Raw genomic sequence first — 25,870 nt, 5'->3', positions numbered from 1 at the left:
GCGCTCTGTTGAGGAGAGCGTTCCAATCCGCCACGCACCACATCACACCACGATTTTCACGGAGCAGATTATGTCACGCAAGACCATCAATCGGACACACCGTCTTAGCAGTCTGAAACTCTGTGCAGTCGCGGGTTCTGCTCTGGCTGCATCCTCCGCACTGGGTATGAATGATCTGCATATTGGTGATCGTGCACCTGATCTCTCAGCAAGCAAATGGTTCCATTGTGATAACTCACCAGCATTCTCTTCCGACAAGGTCACGGTTGTTGCGTTCCTCAAGTCAAACTCTTCGGTCAGCCAGCGAGCGATTCCACTTCTGAACCGTGCACAGGAAGAACTCGGCGTGAACGTTGTCGGTATCGCGTCGATGGAGTGCGCGAAGAATCCTGAAGCATCCGTCGAAGCCTTTGCAAACTGCGAAAAAACCAACATCAAGTTCCCCGTTGGATGCGATGCTGATCGTGAAGCATTCGATGAGTGGGCGTGGGCTGCAGGACGCCCCAGCGCTCCAGTCGCCTTTATCGTTGATCGCAATGAAAATGTTGTCTGGATTGGAAACCCGCATCATCAGCGGTTCTTCGATGAGCTTCGTTCTGCAGTTGATGGTGATGAGACATTTACTGATTCCGGCACGACTGGCGGCACAATTGTGACAGTCGGCAGCGATGACGAACCCGCTGGCAGCACCGAGGCTCATATCGCTGTTAAGTCAAAGGAAGAAGCAAAGCCGGTTGTCAAGGATCCTGAAGCTGTAAAACCAGCCAAGATTGTCGCTGCAGTTGACACTGCAAAGAAAGAAACAAAGAAAGCGGATCCTGACGAGTACGGCTGGACACTCACTGTTGGTGACAAAGCGCCAGAGCTTCATCTCGCTGAGTTTGTAAAGGGCGAACCGATCACAGGCTTTGAGTCCGGTCGTGTGCATGTCGTCGAGTTCTGGGCGACATGGTGTGGCCCGTGCATTTCCGGCATGCCCCATCTGTCCGAAGTGCAGAAGGAATACAAGGAGAAGGGTGTCCACGTCATGGGTGTGAACATCTGGGACGATCCAAAGAACGTTGAGCCGTTCATGAAGGAGCGAGACGGCAAACCTTCGGGCGATTCCATGATGGAGTACACCGTCGCAATCGAAACAAAGGACAATCCCGATGACATCCGTCGCGGCTTGATGGCAAAGAACTGGATGAATGCTGCGGGCCAGACCGGCATCCCAAGTTCGTTTATCATCGACGGCACTGGCACCATCGCGTGGATCGGACATCCCACCCGCATCGACGAGCCACTGAAGCAGATCGTTGCTGGGGAATGGAATATTGATACTGCAAAGCAGGAGTTTGAAGCTGCGCGTATCAAACGCGCAGAGGATCGCAAGAAGGCGACCGAAGAGCGTGCAAAAAAGGCCGCTGAGGAAGCTGCGAAGAATGATGATAAACAAGAGAAGAAAGCTGAAGAAAAGCCTCAGCAGAAGGAACAGACCCCCAAGCTCAGCGACCCCGACACCCTCGCTGTCGGCGACAAGGCACCGGAGCTTCATCTTGCCGAGTTTGTGAAGGGTGATCCGATCACAGGGTTTGAATCCGGTCGTGTGTATGTGGTCGAGTTCTGGGCAACATGGTGCGGCCCGTGTATCGCTGGCATGCCGCACGTTTCCGAGATTCAAAAGAACTTTGCCGACAAGGGTGTGCGTGTGATTGGTGTAAATGCCTACGAGGACCCAAAGGCTGTCGCGCCGTTCATGGAAAAGCGCGGCAATGAGCTCATGCAGTACACCGTGGCAATCGAAGAAAAGCACGACAAAGACAATCTTCGCAACGGTCTTATGGCAACAAACTGGATGAAAGCAGCGGGACGTAACTCCATCCCAACCGCTTTTATCGTCGATGGTGACAGCCGTATCGCGTGGGTCGGACACCCTGCTCAGATGGACAAACCCCTCGAAGCAATCGTTGATGGCACATGGGACATTAAGAAAGCAAGCAACGACTTCAAGGAATCACAAGAAACTGCAAAGAAAGCCGCTGCCGAACGTGCAGAAGCTGCTGCAAAGGCAAAGGCCGCTGAAGAAGCACGCGGCAAGGAAGGGCTCAGCACCGGAGACATCAACAAACTCTTCACTGCTGGCGAAACGAAGCAGGGCATTGATGCCATCGTCAAACTTGCACAGCAGGATGCAACAGTGGCTGGCACACTCGCGCAGCAGAAGTTCATCGCGATGATGGAAGACAAGAACTACTCTGATGCCTACGCACTGGGCAACGCTGTGCTCGGCACAACAATCAATGAGAGCTGGCTCGCAACAAACATGATTGCGTGGACAATCGTTGATCCCGAAGCAATGCCAGAGAAACAGGATCTGGATCTTGCGCTCCGTGCTGCACAGTTCGCATGCAAAGCGACCGACAACACAAATCCAGCAGCACTGGACACACTCGCGAAGGTCTACTGGGACATGGGTGACAAGGTTCGTGCGCTCCGCATTCAGGAGCGCGCGTGCTCGTTCGCACGTGGCGGCACGTTCGAAGAGGAGCTCGAAGGCCGCATCCGCTTCTATCGCGAGAATATGTAATGACGTGATGCATACGTCCGAAATCTACCCGCCTGGCATGTGTGTGCTGGGCGGTTTTTTCATACAAATCGGAATCTGATTCACCAGTCCGCTGTTGTACAATACACTGAGACTCATATCCATCTGGAGGATCGCGCATGCTGATTCGAAATACATTGTTCACACTCTGCTCAGTGGCCCTTGTTGCTGTTTCGCCAGCTATCGCCCAATCGCTCAAAGTTGGAGACAAGGCTCCCGCCATTTCCGTGGATACATGGGCAAAGGGCGAACCTGTCACAGAGTTCAGTTCAGACAACTATTACATTGTTGAGTTCTGGGCAACATGGTGCGGCCCATGTATCGCTGGCATGCCGCACGTCTCAGAGTTGCAGGAGCAGTACAAGGACGAGGGGCTTGTCGTCATTGGCGTGAATATTTGGGACGATCCACGCAAAGTGAAACCATTCATGCAGAATGGAAGTGGAGCGACACGCGGGAAGTCGGGCGGCGATCTGATGCAGTACCGGGTTGCTGTAGACAAGGTGATCGACAAGAACGATCCCAAACATGGCGCCATGGCGATCGAGTGGATGAAAGCGGCAGGACGCAACAGCATTCCGTCCGCCTTCGTTGTTGATTATGATGGCAGGATCGCATGGATGGGCCATCCGATGCAGATGGACGGCATTGTCCAGAACCTTGCCAGCCAATATGCTACACGTGTTGGAAGCAAACAAGTCACTGATCACATCGCACGGAATGCAGAACTCGATGAGAAAGCAGCACCGATCATCGAGAAAACGAACGAAGCGATCAAAGCGAAGCAATGGACACGCGCACTTGCTGGCGCAAACGGTATCCTCAAAATCGATGAACAGTATTTCGGTGAATGGGCTGCAAAGAAAGTAGCGATTCTTGCACAGAAATCGCCCGGATCACGCGACACGCTTGTCTATGCGAAGCAACTCGTGACATCGACATACAAGGACAACGCGCCCGTATTGACCGATGTTGCAGAAGCGCTGCTCACATACGAACCCAAGAATGAAAACGCACGTGCCATCGTAACAATCGCGATCTCGCAAGCGGTCCTGAAGGCCAGCAAGTCAGACGCGCGTGTCCTTGCTGCATCTGCAATGGCGAAGCACGTCGACGGCAAAGCCGAAGAAGCAATCGACATGCTGACAGAAGCGATCAACGTTCTTGAGGCCACGCCGCCATCGGATGGTGCAGATGTAGCAGACATCAAGGCCTATGAAACGCTCAAGAACTCTTGGCGGAAGCGCCTTGACGATTACAAGCGTGTAGACATCGACAACAGCGAAAAATAGGAATCTCTTTGTTTGAATGAATATGAAAAGCCCCGACTCGTGCGATACGAGTCGGGGCTTTTTATGTTTGCAATGTTGGTGGAATTACCAGTCGCGATCGCCACCGCCACCGTAGCCACCACGGTCGCCGCCGCCGTAGCCGCCACGACCACCGCCGCCGCCACCGTAGCCGCCACGACCACCGCCGCCACCACCATAGCCGCCACGACCACCACCGCCGCCACCGTAACCGCCACGACCACCACTAGGGCGTTCAGCGCGTTCACGTGCCTGGTTGACTGTCAGCGCGCGACCATTCATCGAGTAGCCATTGAGCGCCTCGATTGCAGCGTTTGCTTCGCCATCATCGTTCATCTGGACAAACCCGAACCCGCGCGATCGACCGGTCTCGCGATCCATCACAACTTGTGCGGAATCGATCTGACCGTGTGATTCAAACATCTGGCGGAGTTCATCATCACCTACCGAGAATGGCAGGTTCCCAACATACAGTTTCATCGTTATCTCGATCCTGTGCCCGCATCATGCTCTGAACCGTCTCGACCCGGGCCAAAATCGCCGTCGGTTCGGCCCCTGCCTGTGCAATCCGGCAGAGTCACCTGCAAAAGAATACACCAGATCCGTGCAAGAAACACAACCACCCGAAAAAATTCCACCCTCTATCTCTTTTTCGCGAGCTTGCAGCGTCACGTCTTTCCTGCTTGCCCCATCCAATTGACACAGTGTCATCGCACCGCTGCCAGAGCAAAATCCATGCAAATGCTGATCGGAAAACCGGATACCAGTACCCTCCACCCGTCTGAAATTATGGCAGAAACCCCCAAAACGGACGAATCCATTGAAGCACGGCATATGCAGTGCCTGGAGGTGTGGGGTGGCAATGTTGCGACAAATACGGCTTTCGTTATGCCGGGGCTGGATGCCTGGATTTATAGCAAACCGTTTGCTGACCCTAACATACAGACCGAGAACCATACTGAAGACGCAGGAGGAGATATCCACTATCTCTCCAGTTGTGCCACAGGGCGCATCTCGCGGCTTCTTGTCGCTGATGTTGCGGGGCACGGCAAGAGTGTCGCAAAGGTCACATCGACGCTTGCATCGCTGCTCCGGAAACACTCGAACCAGGTGAACATGACACGGTTCGTGCATGGGCTCAATCGTGAGTTTGTCGCCCACTCCGAAGCGGGCATCTTTGCAACCGCTGTCGCTGCCACCTACTGGGCTCCAACCAATCAGATGATATTGTGCAACGCTGGGCACCCAAAGCCGCTGCTCTATCGCTCAAAGACAGGAGCATGGGAGTTTATTGTTGGTGAAGCGCTGGCCCAGCCCGTGAATGCACCCCATCAACCCAACAATGTTCCGCTCGGTATTACGGATCTTGTCTCCTACACCGCAACAACCGTGAACATGGAGCCGGGCGATCTTATGCTGCTTTATACAGATTCGATGATCGAGGCACGTTCCCCATTCGGAGAGTTCATTGGTCAGCAGGGACTTGTGAATCTGATGAACACGCTCGATCCGAACCCAACATCACTCATTCCGTCACTGCTTGCAAAGCTCAACGAGTTCCGTGGTGGCGCTGACGACAACGACGATGTCACCGCGATGCTGCTGCGATCCACATCGTTCTCGCAATCCAGAGTATCGCAGACCGCGCTTGCAGGCATGACGATGGGGCGAGCATTGGTTGATAAGCTGCTCCACCCCGATAAACCGTTCCCACGCCTTGAAATGAGTGATGGTATAAAGAAACTGAAAGACCTCGGGTTCGCCAGACCGGAACTGTTGACACTCCGCGATATCACCTCATAACGAGCGAGCACAGTCTACAGGATGCACTGCAAACACAGTCGCGCGCGGGCTGATCGTGTGAAGCACGCGATCCCTGACTTTTGCGATTACTACTTCCATGCTGTCCTTCTGCACAGCAGCAATTACGCATCCACCAAACCCAGCGCCGGTCATTCGTGCACCGCGCACACTGTCCATAGCGCATAGTGCCTGCACTGCTCGATCGAGTGCGGGTGAGGAGACCTTGTAGTCATCGCGGAGTGATGCGTGGGATTCGATCATGCATTGCCCCACTATTTTCATATCTCTCGCCTGTATGGCATCAACAACTGCTCTCACGCGATGATGTTCCGAGATCACATGCCTCGCATATGGATCATTCACATCGTCGAGACTCGCGTGGCACAGGTATTCCACACCGAACTTCTCTGCGGCACGAGCGCACACATCCCGCCGGTCCGCGTACGCGCTGTCAGCGAGCGATCTTCGTGTGCCCGTATCGAGAATCAGCCAGCCGATGTCATCGGGAACCGGCACATGCGACACATCGTCACGCGCACAATCGATCATTGTCGCATGGCCGGCTTGACTCAGCACAACCGCGTACTGGTCCATGATCCCGCACGGCACACTCGCCCATTCGTGCTCGACCCGCTGGCATAGCTTTGCAACACGCTGTGGATCAAGCTCTGCTCCGGTCAGTTTCAGCACACACATTGCAACACTGGCACACAACGTAGCAGAACTGGAAAGCCCTGCGCCGATCGGCACGTTCGACGCGAGCACGACATCCAGCCCCTTCCCAGACTGTCCGATCTCGTCGAGCACCGTTTGCACTGTTCCAGCAATATACGACATGGATAAGCCGGGCTCAGGTCGAGGTTCATCCTGTGCGTGCGTCTCGATCGGCACGATCACCTTGCCATCCTCGTCGCGCTCGGCATCGTCGTCCGGCTGCTGCGCCCATCTGATCATGCCATCATCCCGCAACGAACCAACAACTGCGGTCCAGCGGTTGATCGCCATGGGCAGCACCGTCCCGCCGCAATAGTCGATGTGATCGCCGATGATGTTTACACGCCCCGGCGCTACAGCCGCTGCTGCTGGCGGATCACCAAACGCGCCAGCAAACAGGCTGCTCGCATCACGCACCTTTGAGAGGTAGCTGCCCGATTGTCTGTTGTTCACACTCACTACATCCCAGCGTAGAACACCGGACGACATACCATCGGACTCACGCAGAAAACGAGGATGCCAATGACAGATATCGCAGACTTCGATCCGAATGGCGCAGCAACGGGCGACGGCATCTTCGGGCTCCCGCACGGCAGGGACAACGCAAAGATCCACCTGCTCCCCGTACCGTTCGATGCGACAACCTCGTATGGCGGCGGTGCAAGCAAGGGACCGGACGCGATCATGGACGCATCGATGCAGGTCGATCTGTACGACCACTCGTTCGGTTCTGTCTGGAAAGCTGGCATCTTCATGGACGATGCGCCCGATGGTGTGTCCGACCTGTCCGTCAAGGCCCGTGGTGCTGCGCTCCCCATCATCGAGATGGGCGGCGTTGATCCCGATCACTCGGGGGAGCACGCGCACGCGTTGCAGGTTGTCAACGACGCATCGGAGCAGGTGCAGATGCTCGTGCGCACATGGACGGGGCAAGCGCTCCGCGACGGGAATATCCCCGGGATCATCGGGGGCGATCACTCCACCCCGCTCGGCGCGATCGAAGCGGCGGCTGCACATCTAGCAACCTCGGGAAAAACGGGGCTCGGGATACTCCAGATCGATGCGCACATGGACCTGCGTCCTGCGTTCGAGGGGTTCGCGCAATCACACGCGTCGATCATGCACAACGTTATGGAACATGTGCCCACGATCGGCAGACTGGTTCAGGTCGGCATACGCGATTCGTGCGAGCAGGAGCGCGAGTACGCAAAGTCTCAAGGGAAAGCGATCAGCGTCTGGCACGACCAGGACATCGCAAACGCAGTCGCTGACGGCGCAACACTGCGCTCCATCATGCAGAAGATCGTCGCAGACCTCTCCGAGCATGTCTGGATCAGCTTCGATATCGACGGGCTCGATCCATCCCTGTGCCCCGGCACGGGCACACCGGTCCCCGGCGGGCTCTCATTCCGCGAGATGACACTGCTCCTCAAAACGCTTGCTGCATCCGGAAAGCAAGTCGTCGGATTCGATCTCGTCGAGGTCTGCCCAACCTATGACGACAACGAATGGAACGCGAACGTGGGCGCTCGCGTGCTCTACAAACTCTGCGGCATCGCTGCAACCACGCACAATCTCATCCCGAAGGTGTAAATCACCGGTCACCCCGGTTCGCGCCAAGGCATCCAACCAGCACGCAGTATTCCAGCCCGACCAAGTCGCCATACACATATGCGAAGGTTGGGTTGTCCGATTCAACAGCACAGCAGAACACGGGAGAAATCATGACAACAGCAACATCGTCAGTAATCGCGGATGTCCTAGCCCAGAACGCGCGCCAGGTGCTCGGGCTCGGGAGCATGATGCTTGATGGCGTGAAGGACGAGCACTTTGCTCGCAAGCCCATCGCTGATGGCAAGGTCGTCAACACGAACCATCCCGCGTTTATCTTTGGGCATCTTGCGATCTACCCGCCGCGCCTGCTGGGACTCATCGAACTCGACGCATCCGGGATTGTGATCCCTGACACCTTCCCGGGTTTGTTCGAGCCCGGCAACGAGTGCCACGACGATCCCGATGGCACGATCTATCCGTCACGCGACGTCATCATGGATGTGTTTACACAGGGGCACACCATCCTTGCTGAGCGCCTTGCAACCGTGCAGGAGTCTGTGCTCGCAAAGGAGAACCCGCGCGACGGGCGCATCAAGCAGATCTGCCCCACGCTCGGTTCGTTCGCAGCGTTCCTGACAAGCACGCACCCGATGCTGCACTTCGGGCAGATCAGCGCATGGCGCCGCATGATGGGGTATGGCTCGGCGATGTAATCAACGAGCAATGACATGATCAACAGAATGAAAACACCCGCACAAACGCGCGGGTGTTTTTCTATTTCCTTGCGATCAATGATCAGATTTCCATGACCTCGGTGCTCTTGGCATCGATCTTGGTATCGATCATTCCCTCGTACTTCTTGGTCAGTTCCTGGATTTCGTCCTTCAATGTCTTGAGCTCGTCCTCCGGGAAATGCGCGTCCTTGTCCTTCGCGAGCGCTTCGGCGTGCTTGTTCGCGTCGCGGCGTGCGTTGCGAACAACGACCTTCTGCTCCTCGCCCATCTTCTTGACGTGTCCAACGAGTTGCTGACGACGCTCGCGTGAGAGCGGCGGGATATTCAGACGGATCTGCTTGCCCTCGACTTGCGGATTGAGCCCGAGATCGCTTGCCTCGAGCGCCTTGCGGATGTCTGATACCGAGGTCGCATCGAACGGCTTGATGAGAAGCTGCGTCGCTTCGGGCACAGAGACCGCAGCAATCTGCTTCAGGTCGGTCGGCGAGCCGTAGTACTCGACCTTGATGTACTCAACAAGCGCAGGCGATGCACGGCCTGTGCGCATGCCTCGCATCTCGTGATCGAGATAATCGATTGCTTTGGCCATTGCTTCTTCTGCTTCGAGCAGGATAGTGTCTGGATCGGTTGACATAGATTTCTCCTCATGGACAATGAAACGGACGGCATCGTGCCCGTCCGACGCAAGTATATGAAACACCGGGGTGTTTGTCCCCTCCGGGCGCGACATGCTGTGCTACATCGAAACCAGCGTGCCGATCGGCTCCGATGCAACCGCCCGGGCGATATTGCCCGACTCCTTGAAGTTGAACACCATGATCGGGATCCGGTTATCCCGGCACATCGCAAAGGCTGCGGTGTCCATGACCTTCAGATCGCGCTCGATCGCTTCTGCAAAGGTGAGTGTCGAGAACCGCTGCGCACTGGGATCCTTGTTGGGATCGGCCGAGTACACGCCGTCGACCTTGGTCGCTTTGAGGATGCACTCACAGTTGAGTTCAGCAGCACGCAATGCTGCGCAGGTGTCCGTCGAGAAGTACGGATTCCCCGTCCCCGCAACGAGCACTACCACTCGCCCCTTTTCAAGATGCCGGATCGCTCGTCCCCGGATGAACGGTTCAGCGACTGACTTGATCTCAAGGGCTGACATCACCCGGCACTCCGCGCCGAGCGATTGCAGCGCTTCACGCAGCGCCAGCCCGTTCATCACCGTGCCGAGCATGCCCATGTAGTCAGCGGTTGACCGCTGGATCAATCCTGCCTGAGCAAGATCAGCGCCACGGATCATGTTCCCGCCACCGATCACGATTGCGATCTGCACCCCTGTTTTGTGGGCAGACTCGACCTCTTGTGCGATGGTGCGAAGTTCTTCAGGATTGACGCCGTGCCCGCCCGGTTTGCACAGAGACTCGCCCGAGAGTTTCAGAAGGACACGCGTAAACTTTGGTCTATCCATGATCCAATATGCTCCATGCTCCAGTCATAGCCCGGGATCAGCGCAGAGACACGCCGATCTGTCGCGGCAGACCCTATAGCCCGTGATCTCTAAAGGCGAGTCATACAGATCTGCTTTGACACATGACGCAATACAACGAGTCATCACATATGTACCATCGCACCGCATGTTTGGGTTTTGACTGGAACTCGTTGGCGGCTGGTACGTCAAAGTTGTGTTTGGTGGTGTGACACAACCGATCCAACACTTGCTGCGAACGGATTGGTAGAGCAGATCGGCAACCGACAATGCGAACGCCGATATAACACGGTTGGAAACCACAACAGGAGTGTGCATGGCCGACGGCCTGGAACAAACCATACTGCCACCGGCTGCACTGCCCAAGCGGGAATCATTCCGTAAACGGATTCTGGAACCAGCTGTCCTGATTGGTATTGCCATGTCGCTGGTACTCCACCTGCTTCTGCTGGTCGTTGCAGCTCTGTGGATCTTCGGATCTGGAGCACCCGGTGCGCGTGATGTCGATTCCCGCGGCATTGATCTCGCTGTCATGACAAGCGCAGAACTTGATGCACTGACCGCCGAGGCGATGGACTTCACATCCCCGGAGGTGCCCGAGCTTGTCACGGAATCAACACCCGATCTTGAACTGACAACAGACCTTTCAACGGATCTTTCCGGCAACATAGGTGAACTGGAGAGTTTGTCTGAATCTCTCGGCTCGGGCGATATCGGCGAGAGTGCGTTAAGTGGCACAGGTTCGGGAGCCGCGAGTTTCTTCGGTGTTGAAGCGAGCGGCAGCAGATTTGCCTACATCGCTGATATCTCCGGTTCGATGAGCGTGCAGGGAAAGTTGGAGCAGTTGCAGGTTGAACTGATTGAATCGATTCAGGGTTTGAATGAGAACGCAAAGTTCTTTATCTGTCTGTACTCCGATGGCCCATATCCACTTGGGGGCCAGACAAAGTGGACAGACGCCTCCAAGCAAGGCCTCGGTTGGGCTGTGCGGCTCATCCGACGTATCAAGGCCGAGGGCGCAACAAACCCATACGGCGCCTTTGAAACATCGTTTCAGCTTCGCCCGCGACCGGATGCCATCTTCTTCATGACCGATGGCGAGTTCAACGAGGGTGTCGCGAATGATGTTGCCAAGCTCAATGCGCGGTTCGAGATTCCGATCCACTGCATCACGTTTGGATCGCAGCGAGCACAGGCGGTGATGGAGAAGATTGCACGCGATTCCGGTGGAACGTATCACCATGTCAAGGGGCCTGACGGATGAGCATGTATCGTCGGCTTTCTTTCCTTTGTCTCAGCCTGGTTGTGTTGACATCTGTCGCACACGCACAGACAAGCAGTGTGCTGCTGCGTGGTGGCTACGCGCCGGCGCAATGCGAAATTCAGTCAATCTCTCTTGATGGTATTCTGCTGACACCGATCAATCCCAATGAAACAGCTGGGACACAGGCGGAGCAGGTGCTGATGCCATTGAGCGATTGTGTTGATGTCACTGGCAGCAACGCAGCTGCGTTTGGCGAGCTTGCGACAACAGCCACTACATTCTGGCGCGCACGCACACGCTTGTCACGAGGCGATGTTACACTCGCGGAACCACTCTTTGATTCGCTCGCAACACAATACGCTGATCGGACAAGCGAGAGTGCAGTCATCGTGTTCTCAGGCAAACTCGAGAGCAAACTGCGTCAGGGCGAGCTCAACGAAGCCACAGACGCATGGTTACAACTGGTCGATATTACAGCGAGACAAGCGGAACGGACTGACGAACCTGCGTACACGGCTTTCACACTGACTCCATGGACATTACAGATTGATGATGAGCTTCATTTGTGCCCACTGCTTCCACCGGTCTGGTTTGATTCTCCCTCACTGCAAGGCTGGTCCGCAAGACCCGGCCCTGATGTGACTTCATCCACTGCGATCACCCTGCAGCAGATGTACCAAGCTGGCGCAAGTGCCGAATCAGGATTTGAGGGTGCAACACTTCCCTCCCTGACACCGAATGATCCACCGGGTGTCAGGCTTGTCCACAACATTATCGCGTCGCGCATTGGCACGGCATCAGAACGCGATGTTGCAAGAGACGCGCTCAGGAAAGAGCTTGATTCCAACCCACCAGACTGGCTTCGTGCGTGGTGCCAGATCGCCGTTGGTCGATCACTTGTGAAGGAAGACAATGTCGACTCGCGATGGCAGGGTGTTGTTGAACTCCTGCGACTTCCGGCGGAGATGCCGCATCTCAATCCATACCTCACGGGTCTGGCCCTCGCGGAAGCTGCTGTTGTCAGCGCGGAACTGGGCGATGTGGATGGAGCAACACGACTTCGCACCGAACTGCTCTCGTCATACCCCGAACACCCGGTCACACACTGGCTGCCGATAAGAAACTGGAATCCAGCACAGACCAGAGCATCAGTACCATAACCGCCACACTCACGGACACATGCAACTCGAACGCTGTCAGACAAAGGAAGATTCATGAACGCATTGTGCTTTGTTCAATCACTGACACTTGCTCTGCAAACGGAAGCTCCAAAGGAAGCAAAGACGCTGCTGCAGCACGTGCTCTCGGGCGGCCCCATCGGGTTTGTCATTATTCTGCTATCGTTCGTGCTTGTTGTGCTCGCGGGCATGCACGCGTATCAGCTGCGCCGCTCGCGACTCGCCCCACCCACCGTGATTTCAGGTCTTGATCGCCTGCTTGCAACTGGTGATCTCGCTGGAGCTCGCGCATTCTGCAAGGTCGATGAGAACAAGTGCTTCCTCACCAGTGTCTTTGCAGCAGCATTGACACGCTGCAGCAGATCGGCGTTCGGTATGCTGGAACTCCGCAGCGCACTGGAAGAGGCCGGGCAGGAAGAAACCGCAAAGATGTATCGATCTGTCGAAGGAATCGGTCTTATTGCGACAATCAGCCCCATGCTCGGCTTGCTCGGTACGGTTGTCGGCATGGTTGGTGCGTTCGAAAAAATCAGTACTTCGGCAGGATTCGCAAAGCCACCCGAACTCGCGGGCAGCATCTCCGTTGCGCTGATCACAACGGTGCTCGGGCTTCTTGTTGCCATTCCCGCAACATTTATCCATACCTATTTCAAAAACCGGATTGATGCTCTTGCGGCGGATGCCGGCACCATCACGGAAGAACTCACAGCACACCTTGACGCCCGCGCAGCACAGCAGCGTGGTGGTCAGCCTGCGCAGAACGGGCCACGTCCCGCTCAGCGTCCTGCCCAACCACAACAGCGCCCAGCGCAACCTGTCCCAACCACACAGCAGGGAATGAACCGTTGAGACTTCGTCCGCGTCCATCCAAAGAGCAGTCCGTATTCGACATGACACCCATGATCGATGTTGTACTCCAACTCATTATCTTCTTCATGTATACGGCGCAATATACACAAGCAACAAGAACACCAATGGATCTGCCCGACGAACCGGGCGAGGAAGTCGGTGACATCGAACGGAACGTTATTACCATTGAGGTGATGCTCAATGGAACAATCATGGTCGATCAGCAAACCATCACACTCGACACCCTGATGCAGAAAGTGCAAGTCGAGATCACGGACCTTGGCAGTCCGGAGTCGCTGGAGATTCTCATCCGGGCGCATCGTGATTGCCCCAGCGCAACGATCAACGCGATCGCGGTGCGCCTGGCAGAACTCGGTGTGCGCAGCTGGAGCCTCGGCACGAGCGATCAAGGTGGTGGCATGTGAAAATGATCCCCGACACACATACCCCCCATCGTCGTCGGCTTCCCATGACCAGCCTGATCGACGTTGTGTTCCTTCTGCTGATCTACTTCATTGTCACATCATCCATGAGCCCTGCTGAGGCCGAACTGCTCTCGGGACTTCAAGCAGAGCAACGCAAGACCGGAGGTGCCTCAGACATACAGCCGCAGGTCGTACTGGTCGATGTTGTCGAGGGGAAACCAGCGTTCATCATGGGAGCTCGCGTCATGCGAACAAAGGATGAGCTTGTATCTGTGCTGAAGCAGCTTCCGCAGGATGCTGGTGTGTTTGTCAAGGTCACAGGATTTGCTCCGGTACAGGCTGCTGCTACAGCATTGCAGGCCGTTCGAGATGCCGGATTCGTTCGGGTGACCTATGTTCCTGCAGATGAGCCGCATGGGTAACGCACACAGGGCAGCGCGGTATCTGATTCTTCTCTGCACGTGCGCAGGCGCAGCTGTGCTTTGTCCCAGTATTGCAACATGCCAGCAGCTTGGCGATAATGTTTCGCCTATAGAGGCGTATCTCGAGGATCACAATCTGCCGTGGGCCCTTGCGACCGAACTTCGGCAGAGGATGAAATCTGTATCCGCCTCAGACCGGCTCGCTCTTGCAAACAGACTTGGCAGGATCTATGTCCAGCTTATCGACACGTCCAGAACACCGGAAGAGCGCGATCGCCTTGAAGAGCTTGGCAAGCAACTACTCAACGATGTCCCCGAAGCCGACTCCTTCGATCTTCGCATATCACTCGCCAAAGCTCGCTACATGTATGCGGAAACAATCGCGATCAACAACAAGCTCGAACTTGCTGATCCGGAGAAGATCAAAGAGGCTGTTGCAATCCTCAACGAAACCATCCCGGTCTTTCGCGATGTGGCATCAAAGACAAACCGACAAGTAGAACTGATTGAACGACGCATGGAATCGGTTCGGCTTGAGGACGAGGCTGGCGCGAAGGCGCAACTTGCAGACGCGCAGCGTTTGCGATCCATCGCGTCGTACTACGCCGGATGGTCTACATACTACCTTGGTTCGCTGACCAAAAATCCTCGCCTTGCCGATGATGCGCTGCGAAGCTTTGGCTGGCTGCTCAATGCGCAAGATGGCAAACCTGCTTCGGTTGAGCGTGCGCCCGTCAGCTACTTCCGACTCGATCATGTCGCCCGCGCGGCAATGGGTGCGGGATTATGCGAGGCTTTGCGTGGCAACACCTCTGTCGCGCTGCGGTGGCTTGATCTTGTTGAGCGGAACGAGGAGATCTCAGACGACATCCGAAATCAATTGTTCATGTTTCGCATCACGATGCTGTGCGATGGCGGTCGGTGGTCTGATCTTGACAGCGCTGCGAATCGGAGGCGCAAGGAGGTCAGTGGACCGCTTGATGTTGCGCTAGCACGACTCATCTGCGTCGCAGCTTTACGTTCGCTGGAGTCTGGTGATACACCAAAGCTCGCACAACCGCTCGTAGAGCGGATCAGCAGCGATGCGCTCGCCGATCTTGTTGAGCTTGGCGAGATCGCAAACGTCCTTGACATCGTAAAAACATTTGGTGCAGCGCAGCTCGGCGATGACGGATTCATCGTGCGGTACGTGCGCGGGCTTGTGCAGTTCGAGGATGCAAAGGAAGCACGTATCCAAGCTGGCGAAGCGCTCGAACTTCCGTCCAAGGACAACGAAATGCGCAGGAGGTTCTCGCAAGCAGCAAACGCGCTCACAGGAGCTTTAACAGCCGACGACAGCGACGGCTTTTCGTCACTCCATCCAGGTCTGGGATTGATGGCTGGCATCTCCATGTTCCAGGCAGCGGAGTTTGCGAAGGCTGCGGAACATCTCGAAAAAACCTTCCATCTGTATCCTGATGCTGGCAGTGCTGAGGAATCATTGTGGCTTGCGATTGTCTCACTCGATCAGGATCAGGACGTATCGAGGCGCGATCACAAGGAGAAGATCACGGAACTCGCGGCAGTCTTCCTCGCCAAGTTTCCCGCTGGTGAGCGCGCAGCAACTCTGGTGATGCGCGATGGTGCCGATGCCCTCATCGATCAGAACAAGGCAATTGAGGTGCTGCTGGGCGTTCCTTCGTCATCAAATCTGTACATTTCCGCACAGCAGCAGGTCGCGAAGCTTCTCTACAAACGATATCGGCATGCTCGGGGATCCGAGCGCGACATCTCCGCGACGCGATTCCTGGCTGTGGCCGATCGTATTCTCGATCTATACCGCCGACGAATGAACGATGCAAACCATGAGTTGTCGGATGCAGCAGCCCAAAACAGCGTTGTGCTCATCCGGCAGATGCTCGACGTCGTCACCGGCATGCCAGCACCGGATATCTCACGAGCCAAAGCTGCACTCGCGCTACTTGAATCATTGCGCACCCGTGATGGCATCGACCTCAGTGAAGCCGAGGATGAGTTGGAGCTTCGACGCTTACAAATAGCGCTCTACGAGGGTGACCAGGAAACAGTGGATGCGATTGCTGCCCAGCTTGACTCTCTTGGGGAACCTTATGACAAGATAGCTGCCGGCGTGATCTTTGAGCACGCGATCAGGATGCGTGAGAAACTTCCGAATGATGCAGACACACATCGGCAGGTCGTGCGCACTGGAGTCAAGCTGATCGACTCGTATGGCCCAGCCGCCGAAGCGTTGAAACAGCCGTCTGTAGCGGGTTTGTATGCGCGCGTTGCAGATTCTGCTTCACGAGTGTACGAACTCGCTGGTGACAAGCCCATGCTCGACCTGGCAATGCGGATCGATGCGCAGCTTATTGAGGCAGGACACACGAGCCTTGACGTGCTCAAGCGCCATGCAGCACTTGCCGAAAAAGTAAACCAGCCGAAGCTTGCCTACGAGGCGTGGCAGATCATCCTGCAAGGATCCGTTGCCTCATCAGACCTCTGGTTCCAGGCGCGATACGAATCACTGCGTGTACTTGCCATGTTTGATGCATCTCGTGCTTCCTTGCTTATGAGCCAACATCAGCTCCTGTATCCTGACTATGGTCCAGAACCATGGGGCACGAAACTGCGCACGCTGACACAAGAAATCAATAAGGCCGCGACGCAACCATTGCCAGCCCAGGAATCGGAGGAAACCCGATGACTGGTCCCTTCGGCCCCACATCATCCCGGTCGGCTGTCGATCCCGTGGCGCGCTTCTTTGGGCAAAGCGCATACGAGAACGGTCCATTTGCTCTTCTGAATGTCCATCCAGACGCATGCACCGAAGAGGACATCCAGCGGGCGCTGCGAATGCGGCTGATGCAGATCGCAAACCATCCGCATCGTGATACGCCTGCAGCAGGTGAAGCGGTACTCGCACTCCATTCTGCGGCTGCACAACTTCTTGATCCTGCAACATTCGAAACACTGCGAAATGAATGGAACCACAGGACACCCTCTCAGACATCAGATGTCACACCTTCGCCAGCTTCCATGCAGGACACAACTGATGGTTCCGCTTCCACAACAGATATACCCGCATCAGCACCTGCAACGCAAACCGTTCAACCACCAGCGCGTTCGCCCGCTGAAACGCTTTCGCCATTGTGGGCTGACATCCCGAAGGTGCTTGCATTGCATGGAGGCTGGGGCAGAGACGCAATGGCCCATCTGCTTGCAATCGCCCACTCCCGAGGTTTGAATGCTGATGATCTTGCAACTGCCATCGCGCAATACGCGTCTCCGATTGCAAGCCATGAATCATTACACACAGCACAGCCGGTTGTTCGCACTGAACAATCTGTTCAGGCGCAGAGATTCGATATTGCTTCAGGATATGAAGAGACAGAAGACGATCGAAGGGTCATTGGTATCGTGATTGCCGTCGGCTCACTCATTGCTGCTTTGGTGCTTGCGGTCAGTGTGCTCATTGTTGGATCTGGACTTGGATGGTTTTCCTCTGGGAATACGACAAAGCAAGCCAATACAACTCCTGATCCAGCAGCAGAACAAGTCCCTGTACCGAACCAGCAACCATCGGGCAATCTGCCCACAGATGCATCAACACCCGAGAATGTTGACAACACAACACAATCGCAACCAGCACAACCTACGGCGCCGGTGACAAGCGAAAGTGTCCTGCGTGCCATACGCACGATCAGCACTGAAGCCAACCCTCCAGACGCGAAGCGTCTCGCATCACTTGAGGCGGCATACAAGACTGTTTGCAAAGGCTGGCTTCGCGTAAGTGAGGATGTGCGCGTTTCGGCGCAATACGAGATCATTGAAGCATTTTTCCAACTCCCACCGGGGAGCAGGGATCGCCTTGATTACGTCCGAATCCTCGCAGCACCGATCAAGCACATCGCGGATGGCACGTTCACCGATACCGACATCGCACCAGCGATTTGGGCTGGCGGCATCATGTCCCGGCTCTCACGCGAATCCAGCCTGACACCGCTTGAACGCGAAATCATTTCAACAACATCAGACGGCACCGGCATCGTGGATCCACCGCGCGCTCGTCGTTCGTTTGAATCCGGCTCGCTCGCAACACTCCACTGGATACCGACCGTACTTGCCCACGCGTCCGGACGTATGCAGATGAGCATGTATGTGAAAAGCTGGCATGAACTTGCAGATGCTGCGCTTCTTCTGCTGCCAGCAGCACAGCATGCAGGCGCGGCAGATCAGGTTGTGCTTCACGCGCTGGAAACGTTGCTGACCACCGGCCCAGAGCCCCACACCGATTCGGGTGTACACGCATCAATCGATGCACTCATTACGAAGCTGCACTGGCGGAACGGCGACCCTGCACGACCACGTCTGCTTGGATGGTTTTCCCGTCAGGATATGACGCAGAGCGACATACGCGCAGTCACATCGGCGCTCGCAAGTTCCAGCAGCGCGGAAGGGGTCGACCTGACAATGGTGCTCCCGATTGACGCAACACAGGTTGACAGACTCGCACTCAGAGACAGATATGCCGACGTGTGGATGATCGAACTGCCGAATGTCAGCCCAATGCTGCAGCAATGGCAAACAACAAGAGAGATGCTCGCTTCCAGCTTCCTGCATGCAGAAGGTATTGATGAGCAGCTCGCGCATGCTGTTGCATACGCACGACTCAATGCTGCAGCCGCATGGCTGTGGCAGGGAGACGAGATTGGCGCGAAGTTTGAGCTTGATCTGGTCTCAGACACGCTGAACAAAGCGGATGCAGAAACCAACGCAAAGAACGATCCAACAAAGAACCGCGATGCCGAATGGACCCGACGTTACCTGAGTGCTGGGCGGAATATCACGGTTCGCGTGTCAATGCTTGAAGAGTTGCGTAACGTAAATATTGGCTGGATAAACGCCGAAGTGCTCGCAGAAGAGGCGGTCCGAGGCACACCCGCAGAGATTCGACGTACCGCACGCGCAGTCCTGCTTGCACACGCAAGCGACCCCGGCATACTCAATGGGCTGCTTTCCGTACTGCCGTTTGTCAATGTTGCATCAGCTGAAACAACCGAACTCATTGAAGCGGTGACGCTTACAAGTCTGGCAAGTGCATCGCAGGATGAGTGGCAGTACGCTGCGCGCCGTGCGCTGGTTGACCGGCTGCTGGAAGTGCTCGCGTCTGACGAAACGACCCGGCGAGTTGACGAGTACGCTGAGAAACTCGGCGTAATATACGAGCACCGGTTTGCTGACACGGCATCGAACGCGATGGAGATCGCATCGATGTCGCCAGAAGCTGCCTCGACATCGTTGTACCAACGCTGGCTTGACGAATCGAACACCGCTCGTTTGCTCGCTGGATTCTCTCTCACACCGAACGATGTGCAACAGCGCCGAATTGCCCGACTCCGATTGGCAGATGGGATCGTGCAGCGCTTTGCGGCACATCAGATATCAACTTTCGAACTCATGGCTATTGTCGTTGCCGGTGAACGCACCGACGCTGCCGCAAAGATCGAGTCGCTGCTCGTCACCACACAAAGGCAGTGCCGCTCTGCATCGCACATCTTTGGGCAGTTGCTCGCCGTTGAGGAAGCAATGAGCCAGTTGTGGATGATCCGTCTTCGTCTTGATGATGGCTTGGTGGTGGGTAACGCAGTTGATGTCGCAATACCTGCTGGCATCACTGCATCAACCGAAGAACCAACAATAAATGAGGAGTGACATGGCGCACAAGAGAAGTATCACGCTCAAGCAACTGCTTTGCTGTGTTGCAGCAACTGGATTGCTCACACTCTCAACACAAGCCCAGAACAATCAGCCTGAAACCCCAGCGCCAGAGGCTGATCCGCAACCGCTCCTGCTGGAAATCTCATCTCAGCCCGTGCTGGAACGCCTGCCACAACTCCGCGAGCGTCTGAACAGTCTCGATCCGTCAAAGCCCCTTGAGTACCTCGAACTTGGAGAGGAACTCAGCGCAGAAGCGGTCACGCGCGAGGATGTTGAGCTTGCACAACACACACTCGCGCTGGCGTATCTGCTCGAATCAGGGTCACGCACTCCTTCACCGGAACGACTTGCAGGTATCTGCATCGCGCTCGCTGAAGCGGAGCGAATGCCCGATCGTGCGCACTGGCTTCGATCTGTTGCTGAGATCATACATCCCACCACGACAACACAATCGCTCGCTACCGCGGGTAGTATGAGTGAGCACGCGATCGGGTTTCGCGCAGCAACCGCGCTCGGATACATCCGATCCGGAAACGCATCGCAAGCAGCACGACTTTTGCGGGATCCGGCGGTCACCTCAATCATTGCAAAGAACCAGATGCTTCTGATTGGCGGTGGTGATGCATCCAGCCTGACATGGGTGCAGGATCAGGTACGCCAATGGCCATGCCCCGAGTGCCGGAATGCACGCATCATCCGCAGACCCGGGAACGACGGGCTTGAGACGCGCATCTGCCCGTGGTGCGGCGGCGACCCCGGTCCCACGCTTGATCGTGAACAACTCATTGCACAGCTCAGGCTTGAATCACATCTGCTTGAAGGCGTTGGCAAGTCGTGGACAGCGCAGGTCGCACGAGACTTCGGTGCACCTCTCCGTGACCCGAATCCTGACGAGATGCCTGATGTACTGTTATCGAGATACGGCGCGACAATCGCTGCACCATTTTATCGGGACGGCACGTGGGTGAACGCAGACAGCACAACTCCTGATTGAGAGTCTTACGCTCGCGCTGATTCTTCAAGCGAGCACTTGCCGACGGTGAATGTGCGCACGTATTCGACCAACTGATCGGCAAGACCACGGATTGCTTTTTCGATCGACGCATCAGTGCAGTTGCCGTTGTCATCAAAGATTGCGCCAGCGTTCGCAACAGAGATCGGCCCCGGCAGTACCAGTGCTCCAAGATGCGAACACACACTTCGCAGGTGTTCCAGCGCCTTGATAGCTCCGATACGACCGGCCGCAACTCCAAGCAAAGCAACAGGTTTCCCTCGAAGCACACTTGGAAATCCGAGATTGTCGATCGCGAGCTTGGTCACGCTTGAGAACGACCCGTGGTATTCCGGCGTTGCAAGGAACACGCCATCGGCGCTTTCCACAAGATCACGAAACGTCTGTGTTGTGTCATCATCAGATCTGCCCGGCATTGGGAGCGAGATATCCCGTAGATCAACAACAACAACATCCACGCCATCCATGTGCCCGAACTGATCAACCGCGATACGCAATCCTGCGCTTGACCTTGCGCCATCACGCACACTTCCAGCAAATGCAACGATTTTCAAAGGCTCGTGTTTCATTAGAAAAGATCTCCGTGGAAGTATTCTATCTGCGATTGACTCTCAATCACACTGCTTTGATGTGGGTCGATACTGCCGGTGACATTCTCCAGCGAATGAAAAAACGCACAGCCCTGAAGCCGTGCGTGAGAAGTCGCTTGATTAGACCTTACTTTGCTGCAACCGACGCGTCGACACCGATCTTACAGATCTTATCGAAAAGCTTGGGATCCTCGATTGCGATCTGTGAGAGCATCTTGCGATTGAGATTGACACCAGCAAGACGCAGACCGTTCATGAGCACGGAGTATCGTGTACCACGCATGCGGCATGCTGCCGTGATACGTGTGATCCAAAGCGAACGGAAATCACGCTTGCGATTGCGACGATCGCGGTAGGCATAGCAGCCCGCACGTATGACCGCATCTCTGGCGAGATATTTGTGGTTCTTGCGAACACCGTAATAACCTTTGGCTCTGCGAAGAAGACGTTTGCGAGCCTGAGTGCGGGCAGCGCCCTTGCGTACACGTGGCATTGGTCAATCCTCCTGACCCGTGCGGAGCAGCGATGTATCGCTGACTTGCATTCCCGACGGACCGCTATGTGTGTTTTTACTCGCCAGCCGAGTTTGCCGCATCACGGCGGGCCTGATTCCGACCGCGCAGTCGACGGAAGATCATCTTCTGCATGCGCTTTGCTTCGACGCCAACCATGTACGGATCATTCCGCATCTGACGGAGACGCTTGGCGGTCTTCCCGGAACGCAAGTGCTTGTGTCCAGCAATGCGATGACGGACCAGACCGGTCTTGGAAATACGAACGCGTTTTAAGATTCCCTTGTGGGGCTTATTCTTCGGCATGACGACCTCTCCGACGGGCCGAGATGATAGCCCGTCCGGTCCCAACTGTCACTTCGGTACACTCAAAGGCTGGTTCTTCGACCAAAATCGAGGATTTCATGGGCCGACAAAGTTGTCTGTTGTCCCGGCAGGGGCTTCAACCCCGTTCAAAAGCCGATCCTGGCGACCACGCAGGTGGTCGAGCATGAGTTCGACCGATTTGGGCAGCCAGATATTGTCCTCATTTGGGGTCCCCGCGTTGAGGATTGGACTGGTCAGCCATTGGGTCGATCCGTCACCAAACAGCACTGTCTGGCCACGACCGCCATGCTGTTCTGAGTTTTCGTCAGGGCGCGCTGGCAGCCCGCGGCGGTTCTTGGTCACGATCGGCGAGCGATCGGTCAGCAGCATTGTCCGCGGAGCAGCAGTCTGATCTGTTGCTGGCACACCCGCAACGATGCGATACGAATACGAGACCTCCGGATCACTCAGCCAGTCAGACGCTGGTTGATCTGGAAGTGTGTGCCGGGCATGGTCATTACACGGGCACGCAAGATCATGGATGTGCACATAGTTCTTGTTGATAAGCACGTACAGATTTGCTGAGTTTGATGAGTTTGTTGGGCTGCCAACATTCCACCATGTCCGCTGCTGTCGTTGCGGTGTCGCTGGCAACTTATCTGCGTTGTCATTCATGTAGCTCGCAAACGCCAGACCTGCGGTTGCCATGTTATTGTCGCACGCGAGACGCATTCCCTCACGACGAAAATGACCGAGGACGGGAATAACGATCGAGGCACCAATGACCAGCATCGCAGCAATGCCCGCGATGTCAGACAGTCTGAAGCGCGAACGGAACCATCCTGCACGAGTTTCCTCGATGTGTTCGGCTTCAACAACCGCGTTCTGGGCCTCGTCGATCTTTGCTATGGCACGATCAACGAGACGAGTTGATGGAGCGGGAACATCCGCTTCTGTCACAAGATCAGCCAGTGCCACATGCTTGTGCGCACGCGATCGCAGGCTCGCGGGCACACGAGACGGGGCAAACCCAGCCATCATCAGCGCATAGAGCGCATCATCATCGAGCGGATGGAGCGCCGGCCCCTTGAACACATCATCATCGTGCTGATCGAATGCGCCGTGCATCGCCAGCGTATCGAGCGCACGCTCTATACGGGTATCACGACCTTCCATCGAAACCCCATCCAGCATCGACATCAACGAGTGAACGTTCGCGCCACGTTCATCCTCCGAATGCAACTGCATTCCTGCAGCATGGGCAGCCAGCCATGCATCGAGCGCTCGCGCCGCTTCTGCATTGAGCAGTGCGTCGTCGCGCGCTGGCTGGTGCGAGTGTGAAGCATCGTTGTTCCCGCTGTCGTGTGTCATGTCGTCTGCTGAGTCCTTCATGGTGCTCACTTGGTACGCACGTCGCGTGGACGGGTTCGTTTCCGATTGGGACCGCAACCGCAATCGTGCGATTGCACGAGACGAAACTTCCTTCGTTACCGTTCTTCCTTCTGATTGACAGCGTGCTCCGACTCGCTGTCATACTTGGCAAGCACTTCCTGCCAGCGCTTGGCAAAGTTTGCAACAGCACTGTGCAGGCGCGACTTCACCGTGCCGAGCGGGATCTCAAGATCCTCCGCGATCTGCGCGTAGCTCAGACGCTGGAAGTACGCCAGCAGCAGGATCTCGCGCAGCATTACCGGCATCGCGTTGAGCGCTTCCTGCACAAGATTGCTGCGCTCGCGATCGTCAAGTGCCTTATCCGGCGGATCGGTCTCGATCGCGAGCAGATCAACAAATGTTGTTCCCGAGTCGTCACCGACTGGCGCGGAAAGATCGAGCGCAAACCGTCGCGCCCGGCGACGCATCAGATCGCGTGCCTTGTTCGCTGCAATTGTGTACAGCCACGGCTTGAACCGGCGCGTGACATCGAATGTCTCAGCAGACAGGTGCACCTGCAGGAATGCGTCCTGGAACACGTCCTCGGCGCTCGCTGAGTTTCCGAGCAGGCGATACAGGAATCGATACAGATCGTTGTGATAGCGTTCGATCAGCGTGCGCATCGCAGCCCGATCGCCGGACCGATGGGCCTCGACCAACTGCTCGTCGGTCAGTTCGTTCACATCTGCACCGCGCTTTGCTGTCGCGGGTTTGCGGAACGTGGTCTGGCGCGGCCCACGGCGGGCAGTCGATCGATGCGGAAACACCCCTCCCGCGAGAAGATCAAACCCGATCGGCATGGGCATGGACAGGCCTGGAACCATCGCGAGTTCATACGACGAGCCCCACCGTTCGTTCGAAGACAACGCCTGAATTTGGCCCAAATCGTTCGAGTCCTTCCGATCGTAACGCCGGTGCATGTTCTCGGACGTATGTGTGGTAGGCTTCCATTGATGGGAAGATGTACTGCGTCTGGTACCGGATGGCTCCCTCGGGCTCGACCACGTTGAGGATTCTGCCCGTTGTCGCACCGCCACGCAGCACCGCGTCGATATGCCCATCTTTCAGCCACGCAACATACCGATCGCCGGTCTTTTGGTCCGGCATGGTCGCAGTCACGGTGTACACACATTCACCCATCTCCAACGATAGGGCTGTGGACAGCCAGAGCTGTCCTTACACGGACGTTCGACGGTTTGTGACGATCAAGCCTGAGAGAGAACACCAGAGTCCGGACACTCGCAGGCAATAGGCCAGCACTTTGCTCGTTGCACCCATGTGTGGGGTCTTGCATTGGATGAACCAGTCGCACCAGCCAACGTCCACGCCAGCCCTCGGCGGGTCGATGTCGCATTGTCTCGGACAGATGAGACAGATGAACAAACCAGCCTACCAACAGAGCATGCTTTCGACCCAGCCATCGTTGCACAGGCGGCAGCCGGCAACGAGCAGGCGTGGGCAAAGCTCGTGGACGAGTTCGGTCGTCGGCTGTACGCCCTGGCAAAGTCGCGGTTGCGGAGTGCTGAACTTGCAGAGGAAATCACACAATCCGTGTTCGCAACAGTCGCCCAGCGATTGCGATCCGGGTCGTACGCAGAACTGGGCAAGTTTGAGCCGTGGTTGTTCCGGATCGCGGTCAATCGCATCCGCGACGAGGTTCGCAGAACATCCCGCCACGCATCTCCGACGGATCCGGTGGCGTTCTCGGGTGTCAGCTCACGAGAGGGGCACGCGCCCGCAGATCCTCATGACCTGTCACAGCTGCGCGACGCGATCGCACAACTGCCCGAGACAGACCAGCAGATCATCATGCTTCGACATCACGCGCAGATGAGTTTTCAGGACATGGCAGACACACTCGAACAACCCCTCGGCACACTGCTTGCAAGGCACCACCGGGCATTGAAAAAACTCCGCACGATCATCGAGAGCATGAACGAGCAGGATTGAAAAACGAACGAGCATTCGCAGCACGAAACGAGCATCG

At 56.1% G+C, this 25,870-nt stretch carries 24 protein-coding genes; 14 read left to right on the top strand and 10 right to left on the bottom strand.

Annotation, left to right across the window (positions count from 1 at the left end; all coding sequences use genetic code 11):
• Window positions 1–70: 70 nt before the first annotated feature.
• Together H6815_11020 and H6815_11015 are read left to right on the top strand one after the other, a co-directional pair.
• Window positions 71–2,569 (top strand): redoxin family protein, encoded by a 2,499-nt coding sequence (locus tag H6815_11020; protein MCB9860967.1) that lies wholly within the window; start codon window positions 71–73, stop codon window positions 2,567–2,569.
• 137 nt (window positions 2,570–2,706) lie between these two features.
• A complete protein-coding gene (locus H6815_11015) occupies window positions 2,707–3,879 on the top strand; it encodes a TlpA family protein disulfide reductase (GenBank protein ID MCB9860966.1) in 1,173 nt (390 codons plus the stop codon).
• 84 nt (window positions 3,880–3,963) lie between these two features.
• On the opposite strand, the gene H6815_11010 is transcribed toward H6815_11015, so the two are convergent.
• On the bottom strand, window positions 3,964–4,383 hold the full coding sequence (locus tag H6815_11010) for an RNA-binding protein (GenBank protein MCB9860965.1): 420 nt from the start codon (window positions 4,381–4,383) through the stop codon (window positions 3,964–3,966).
• A gap of 348 nt (window positions 4,384–4,731) precedes the next feature.
• Here H6815_11010 and H6815_11005 point away from each other — a divergent pair, with 348 nt between their 5' ends.
• A complete protein-coding gene (locus H6815_11005; protein MCB9860964.1) occupies window positions 4,732–5,700 on the top strand; it encodes a serine/threonine-protein phosphatase in 969 nt (322 codons plus the stop codon).
• On the opposite strand, the gene galK is transcribed toward H6815_11005, so the two are convergent.
• Window positions 5,695–6,873: a galactokinase gene (gene galK, locus H6815_11000; protein ID MCB9860963.1), complete on the bottom strand. Its 1,179-nt coding sequence runs from the start codon at window positions 6,871–6,873 to the stop codon at window positions 5,695–5,697. The genes H6815_11005 and galK overlap by 6 nt on opposite strands.
• Before the next feature lie 63 nt (window positions 6,874–6,936).
• Between galK and H6815_10995 the strand changes: the two genes are divergently transcribed.
• Together H6815_10995 and H6815_10990 are read left to right on the top strand one after the other, a co-directional pair.
• The gene (locus H6815_10995) at window positions 6,937–8,007 is read left to right on the top strand and encodes an agmatinase family protein (protein MCB9860962.1); all 1,071 of its coding nucleotides are present in this window, start codon (window positions 6,937–6,939) and stop codon (window positions 8,005–8,007) included.
• Window positions 8,008–8,138: 131 nt separating this feature from the next.
• Window positions 8,139–8,681, top strand: a complete 543-nt coding sequence (locus H6815_10990; GenBank protein ID MCB9860961.1) for a DinB family protein — start codon at window positions 8,139–8,141, stop codon at window positions 8,679–8,681.
• Window positions 8,682–8,763: 82 nt separating this feature from the next.
• Here the strand turns inward: H6815_10990 and frr are convergent, their stop codons facing one another.
• Window positions 8,764–9,336 (bottom strand): ribosome recycling factor, encoded by a 573-nt coding sequence (gene frr, locus H6815_10985; protein MCB9860960.1) that lies wholly within the window; start codon window positions 9,334–9,336, stop codon window positions 8,764–8,766.
• Window positions 9,337–9,438: 102 nt separating this feature from the next.
• Window positions 9,439–10,158 carry a UMP kinase gene (locus H6815_10980; protein ID MCB9860959.1) on the bottom strand — a complete coding sequence of 240 codons (720 nt, stop codon included), beginning with the start codon at window positions 10,156–10,158 and terminating at the stop codon, window positions 9,439–9,441.
• A gap of 334 nt (window positions 10,159–10,492) precedes the next feature.
• Here H6815_10980 and H6815_10975 point away from each other — a divergent pair, with 334 nt between their 5' ends.
• Genes H6815_10975 through H6815_10940 form a run of 8 tightly spaced genes read left to right on the top strand, consistent with a single transcriptional unit; the run spans window position 10,493 to window position 21,026 of the window.
• Window positions 10,493–11,440 (top strand): hypothetical protein, encoded by a 948-nt coding sequence (locus H6815_10975; protein ID MCB9860958.1) that lies wholly within the window; start codon window positions 10,493–10,495, stop codon window positions 11,438–11,440.
• A 44-nt stretch (window positions 11,441–11,484) separates the two neighbouring features.
• Entirely contained in the window at window positions 11,485–12,600 is a 1,116-nt protein-coding gene (locus H6815_10970; protein ID MCB9860957.1) for a hypothetical protein, read from the top strand.
• A 54-nt stretch (window positions 12,601–12,654) separates the two neighbouring features.
• Window positions 12,655–13,467, top strand: a complete 813-nt coding sequence (locus H6815_10965) for a MotA/TolQ/ExbB proton channel family protein (protein ID MCB9860956.1) — start codon at window positions 12,655–12,657, stop codon at window positions 13,465–13,467.
• 41 nt (window positions 13,468–13,508) lie between these two features.
• Window positions 13,509–13,892, top strand: coding sequence for a biopolymer transporter ExbD (locus H6815_10960; protein ID MCB9860955.1), 384 nt, complete (start codon window positions 13,509–13,511; stop codon window positions 13,890–13,892).
• Window positions 13,889–14,314: a biopolymer transporter ExbD gene (locus H6815_10955; protein ID MCB9860954.1), complete on the top strand. Its 426-nt coding sequence runs from the start codon at window positions 13,889–13,891 to the stop codon at window positions 14,312–14,314. The genes H6815_10960 and H6815_10955 overlap by 4 nt, the downstream gene beginning before the upstream one ends.
• Window positions 14,307–17,018 (top strand): hypothetical protein, encoded by a 2,712-nt coding sequence (locus H6815_10950; protein ID MCB9860953.1) that lies wholly within the window; start codon window positions 14,307–14,309, stop codon window positions 17,016–17,018. Before H6815_10955 ends, H6815_10950 begins: the two co-directional genes overlap by 8 nt.
• The gene (locus H6815_10945; protein MCB9860952.1) at window positions 17,015–20,026 is read left to right on the top strand and encodes a hypothetical protein; all 3,012 of its coding nucleotides are present in this window, start codon (window positions 17,015–17,017) and stop codon (window positions 20,024–20,026) included. The genes H6815_10950 and H6815_10945 overlap by 4 nt, the downstream gene beginning before the upstream one ends.
• 1 nt (window position 20,027) lies before the next feature.
• Window positions 20,028–21,026, top strand: a complete 999-nt coding sequence (locus H6815_10940) for a hypothetical protein (GenBank protein ID MCB9860951.1) — start codon at window positions 20,028–20,030, stop codon at window positions 21,024–21,026.
• A 5-nt stretch (window positions 21,027–21,031) separates the two neighbouring features.
• On the opposite strand, the gene H6815_10935 is transcribed toward H6815_10940, so the two are convergent.
• The 6 genes from H6815_10935 to H6815_10910 form a co-directional block, all read right to left on the bottom strand.
• Complete coding sequence (locus tag H6815_10935) at window positions 21,032–21,613, bottom strand: NAD(P)H-dependent oxidoreductase (GenBank protein ID MCB9860950.1); 582 nt, start codon at window positions 21,611–21,613, stop codon at window positions 21,032–21,034.
• 148 nt (window positions 21,614–21,761) lie between these two features.
• On the bottom strand, window positions 21,762–22,127 hold the full coding sequence (gene rplT / locus H6815_10930; protein MCB9860949.1) for a 50S ribosomal protein L20: 366 nt from the start codon (window positions 22,125–22,127) through the stop codon (window positions 21,762–21,764).
• 76 nt (window positions 22,128–22,203) lie between these two features.
• Entirely contained in the window at window positions 22,204–22,452 is a 249-nt protein-coding gene (locus H6815_10925) for a 50S ribosomal protein L35 (protein ID MCB9860948.1), read from the bottom strand.
• 96 nt (window positions 22,453–22,548) lie between these two features.
• On the bottom strand, window positions 22,549–23,844 hold the full coding sequence (locus H6815_10920; GenBank protein MCB9860947.1) for a hypothetical protein: 1,296 nt from the start codon (window positions 23,842–23,844) through the stop codon (window positions 22,549–22,551).
• Between the two features lie 95 nt (window positions 23,845–23,939).
• A complete protein-coding gene (locus tag H6815_10915; protein ID MCB9860946.1) occupies window positions 23,940–24,707 on the bottom strand; it encodes a sigma-70 family RNA polymerase sigma factor in 768 nt (255 codons plus the stop codon).
• A gap of 7 nt (window positions 24,708–24,714) precedes the next feature.
• A complete protein-coding gene (locus H6815_10910) occupies window positions 24,715–25,023 on the bottom strand; it encodes a DUF4286 family protein (protein ID MCB9860945.1) in 309 nt (102 codons plus the stop codon).
• A gap of 153 nt (window positions 25,024–25,176) precedes the next feature.
• Here H6815_10910 and H6815_10905 point away from each other — a divergent pair, with 153 nt between their 5' ends.
• Window positions 25,177–25,833, top strand: coding sequence for a sigma-70 family RNA polymerase sigma factor (locus tag H6815_10905; protein ID MCB9860944.1), 657 nt, complete (start codon window positions 25,177–25,179; stop codon window positions 25,831–25,833).
• Window positions 25,834–25,870: the final 37 nt, after the last annotated feature.

Source organism: Phycisphaeraceae bacterium (genome assembly GCA_020639155.1).
Taxonomy (GTDB): domain Bacteria; phylum Planctomycetota; class Phycisphaerae; order Phycisphaerales; family UBA1924; genus JACKHF01.
Note: the sequence above shows the minus strand (reverse complement) of the source record. Positions and strands in the feature narration are given on the sequence as shown.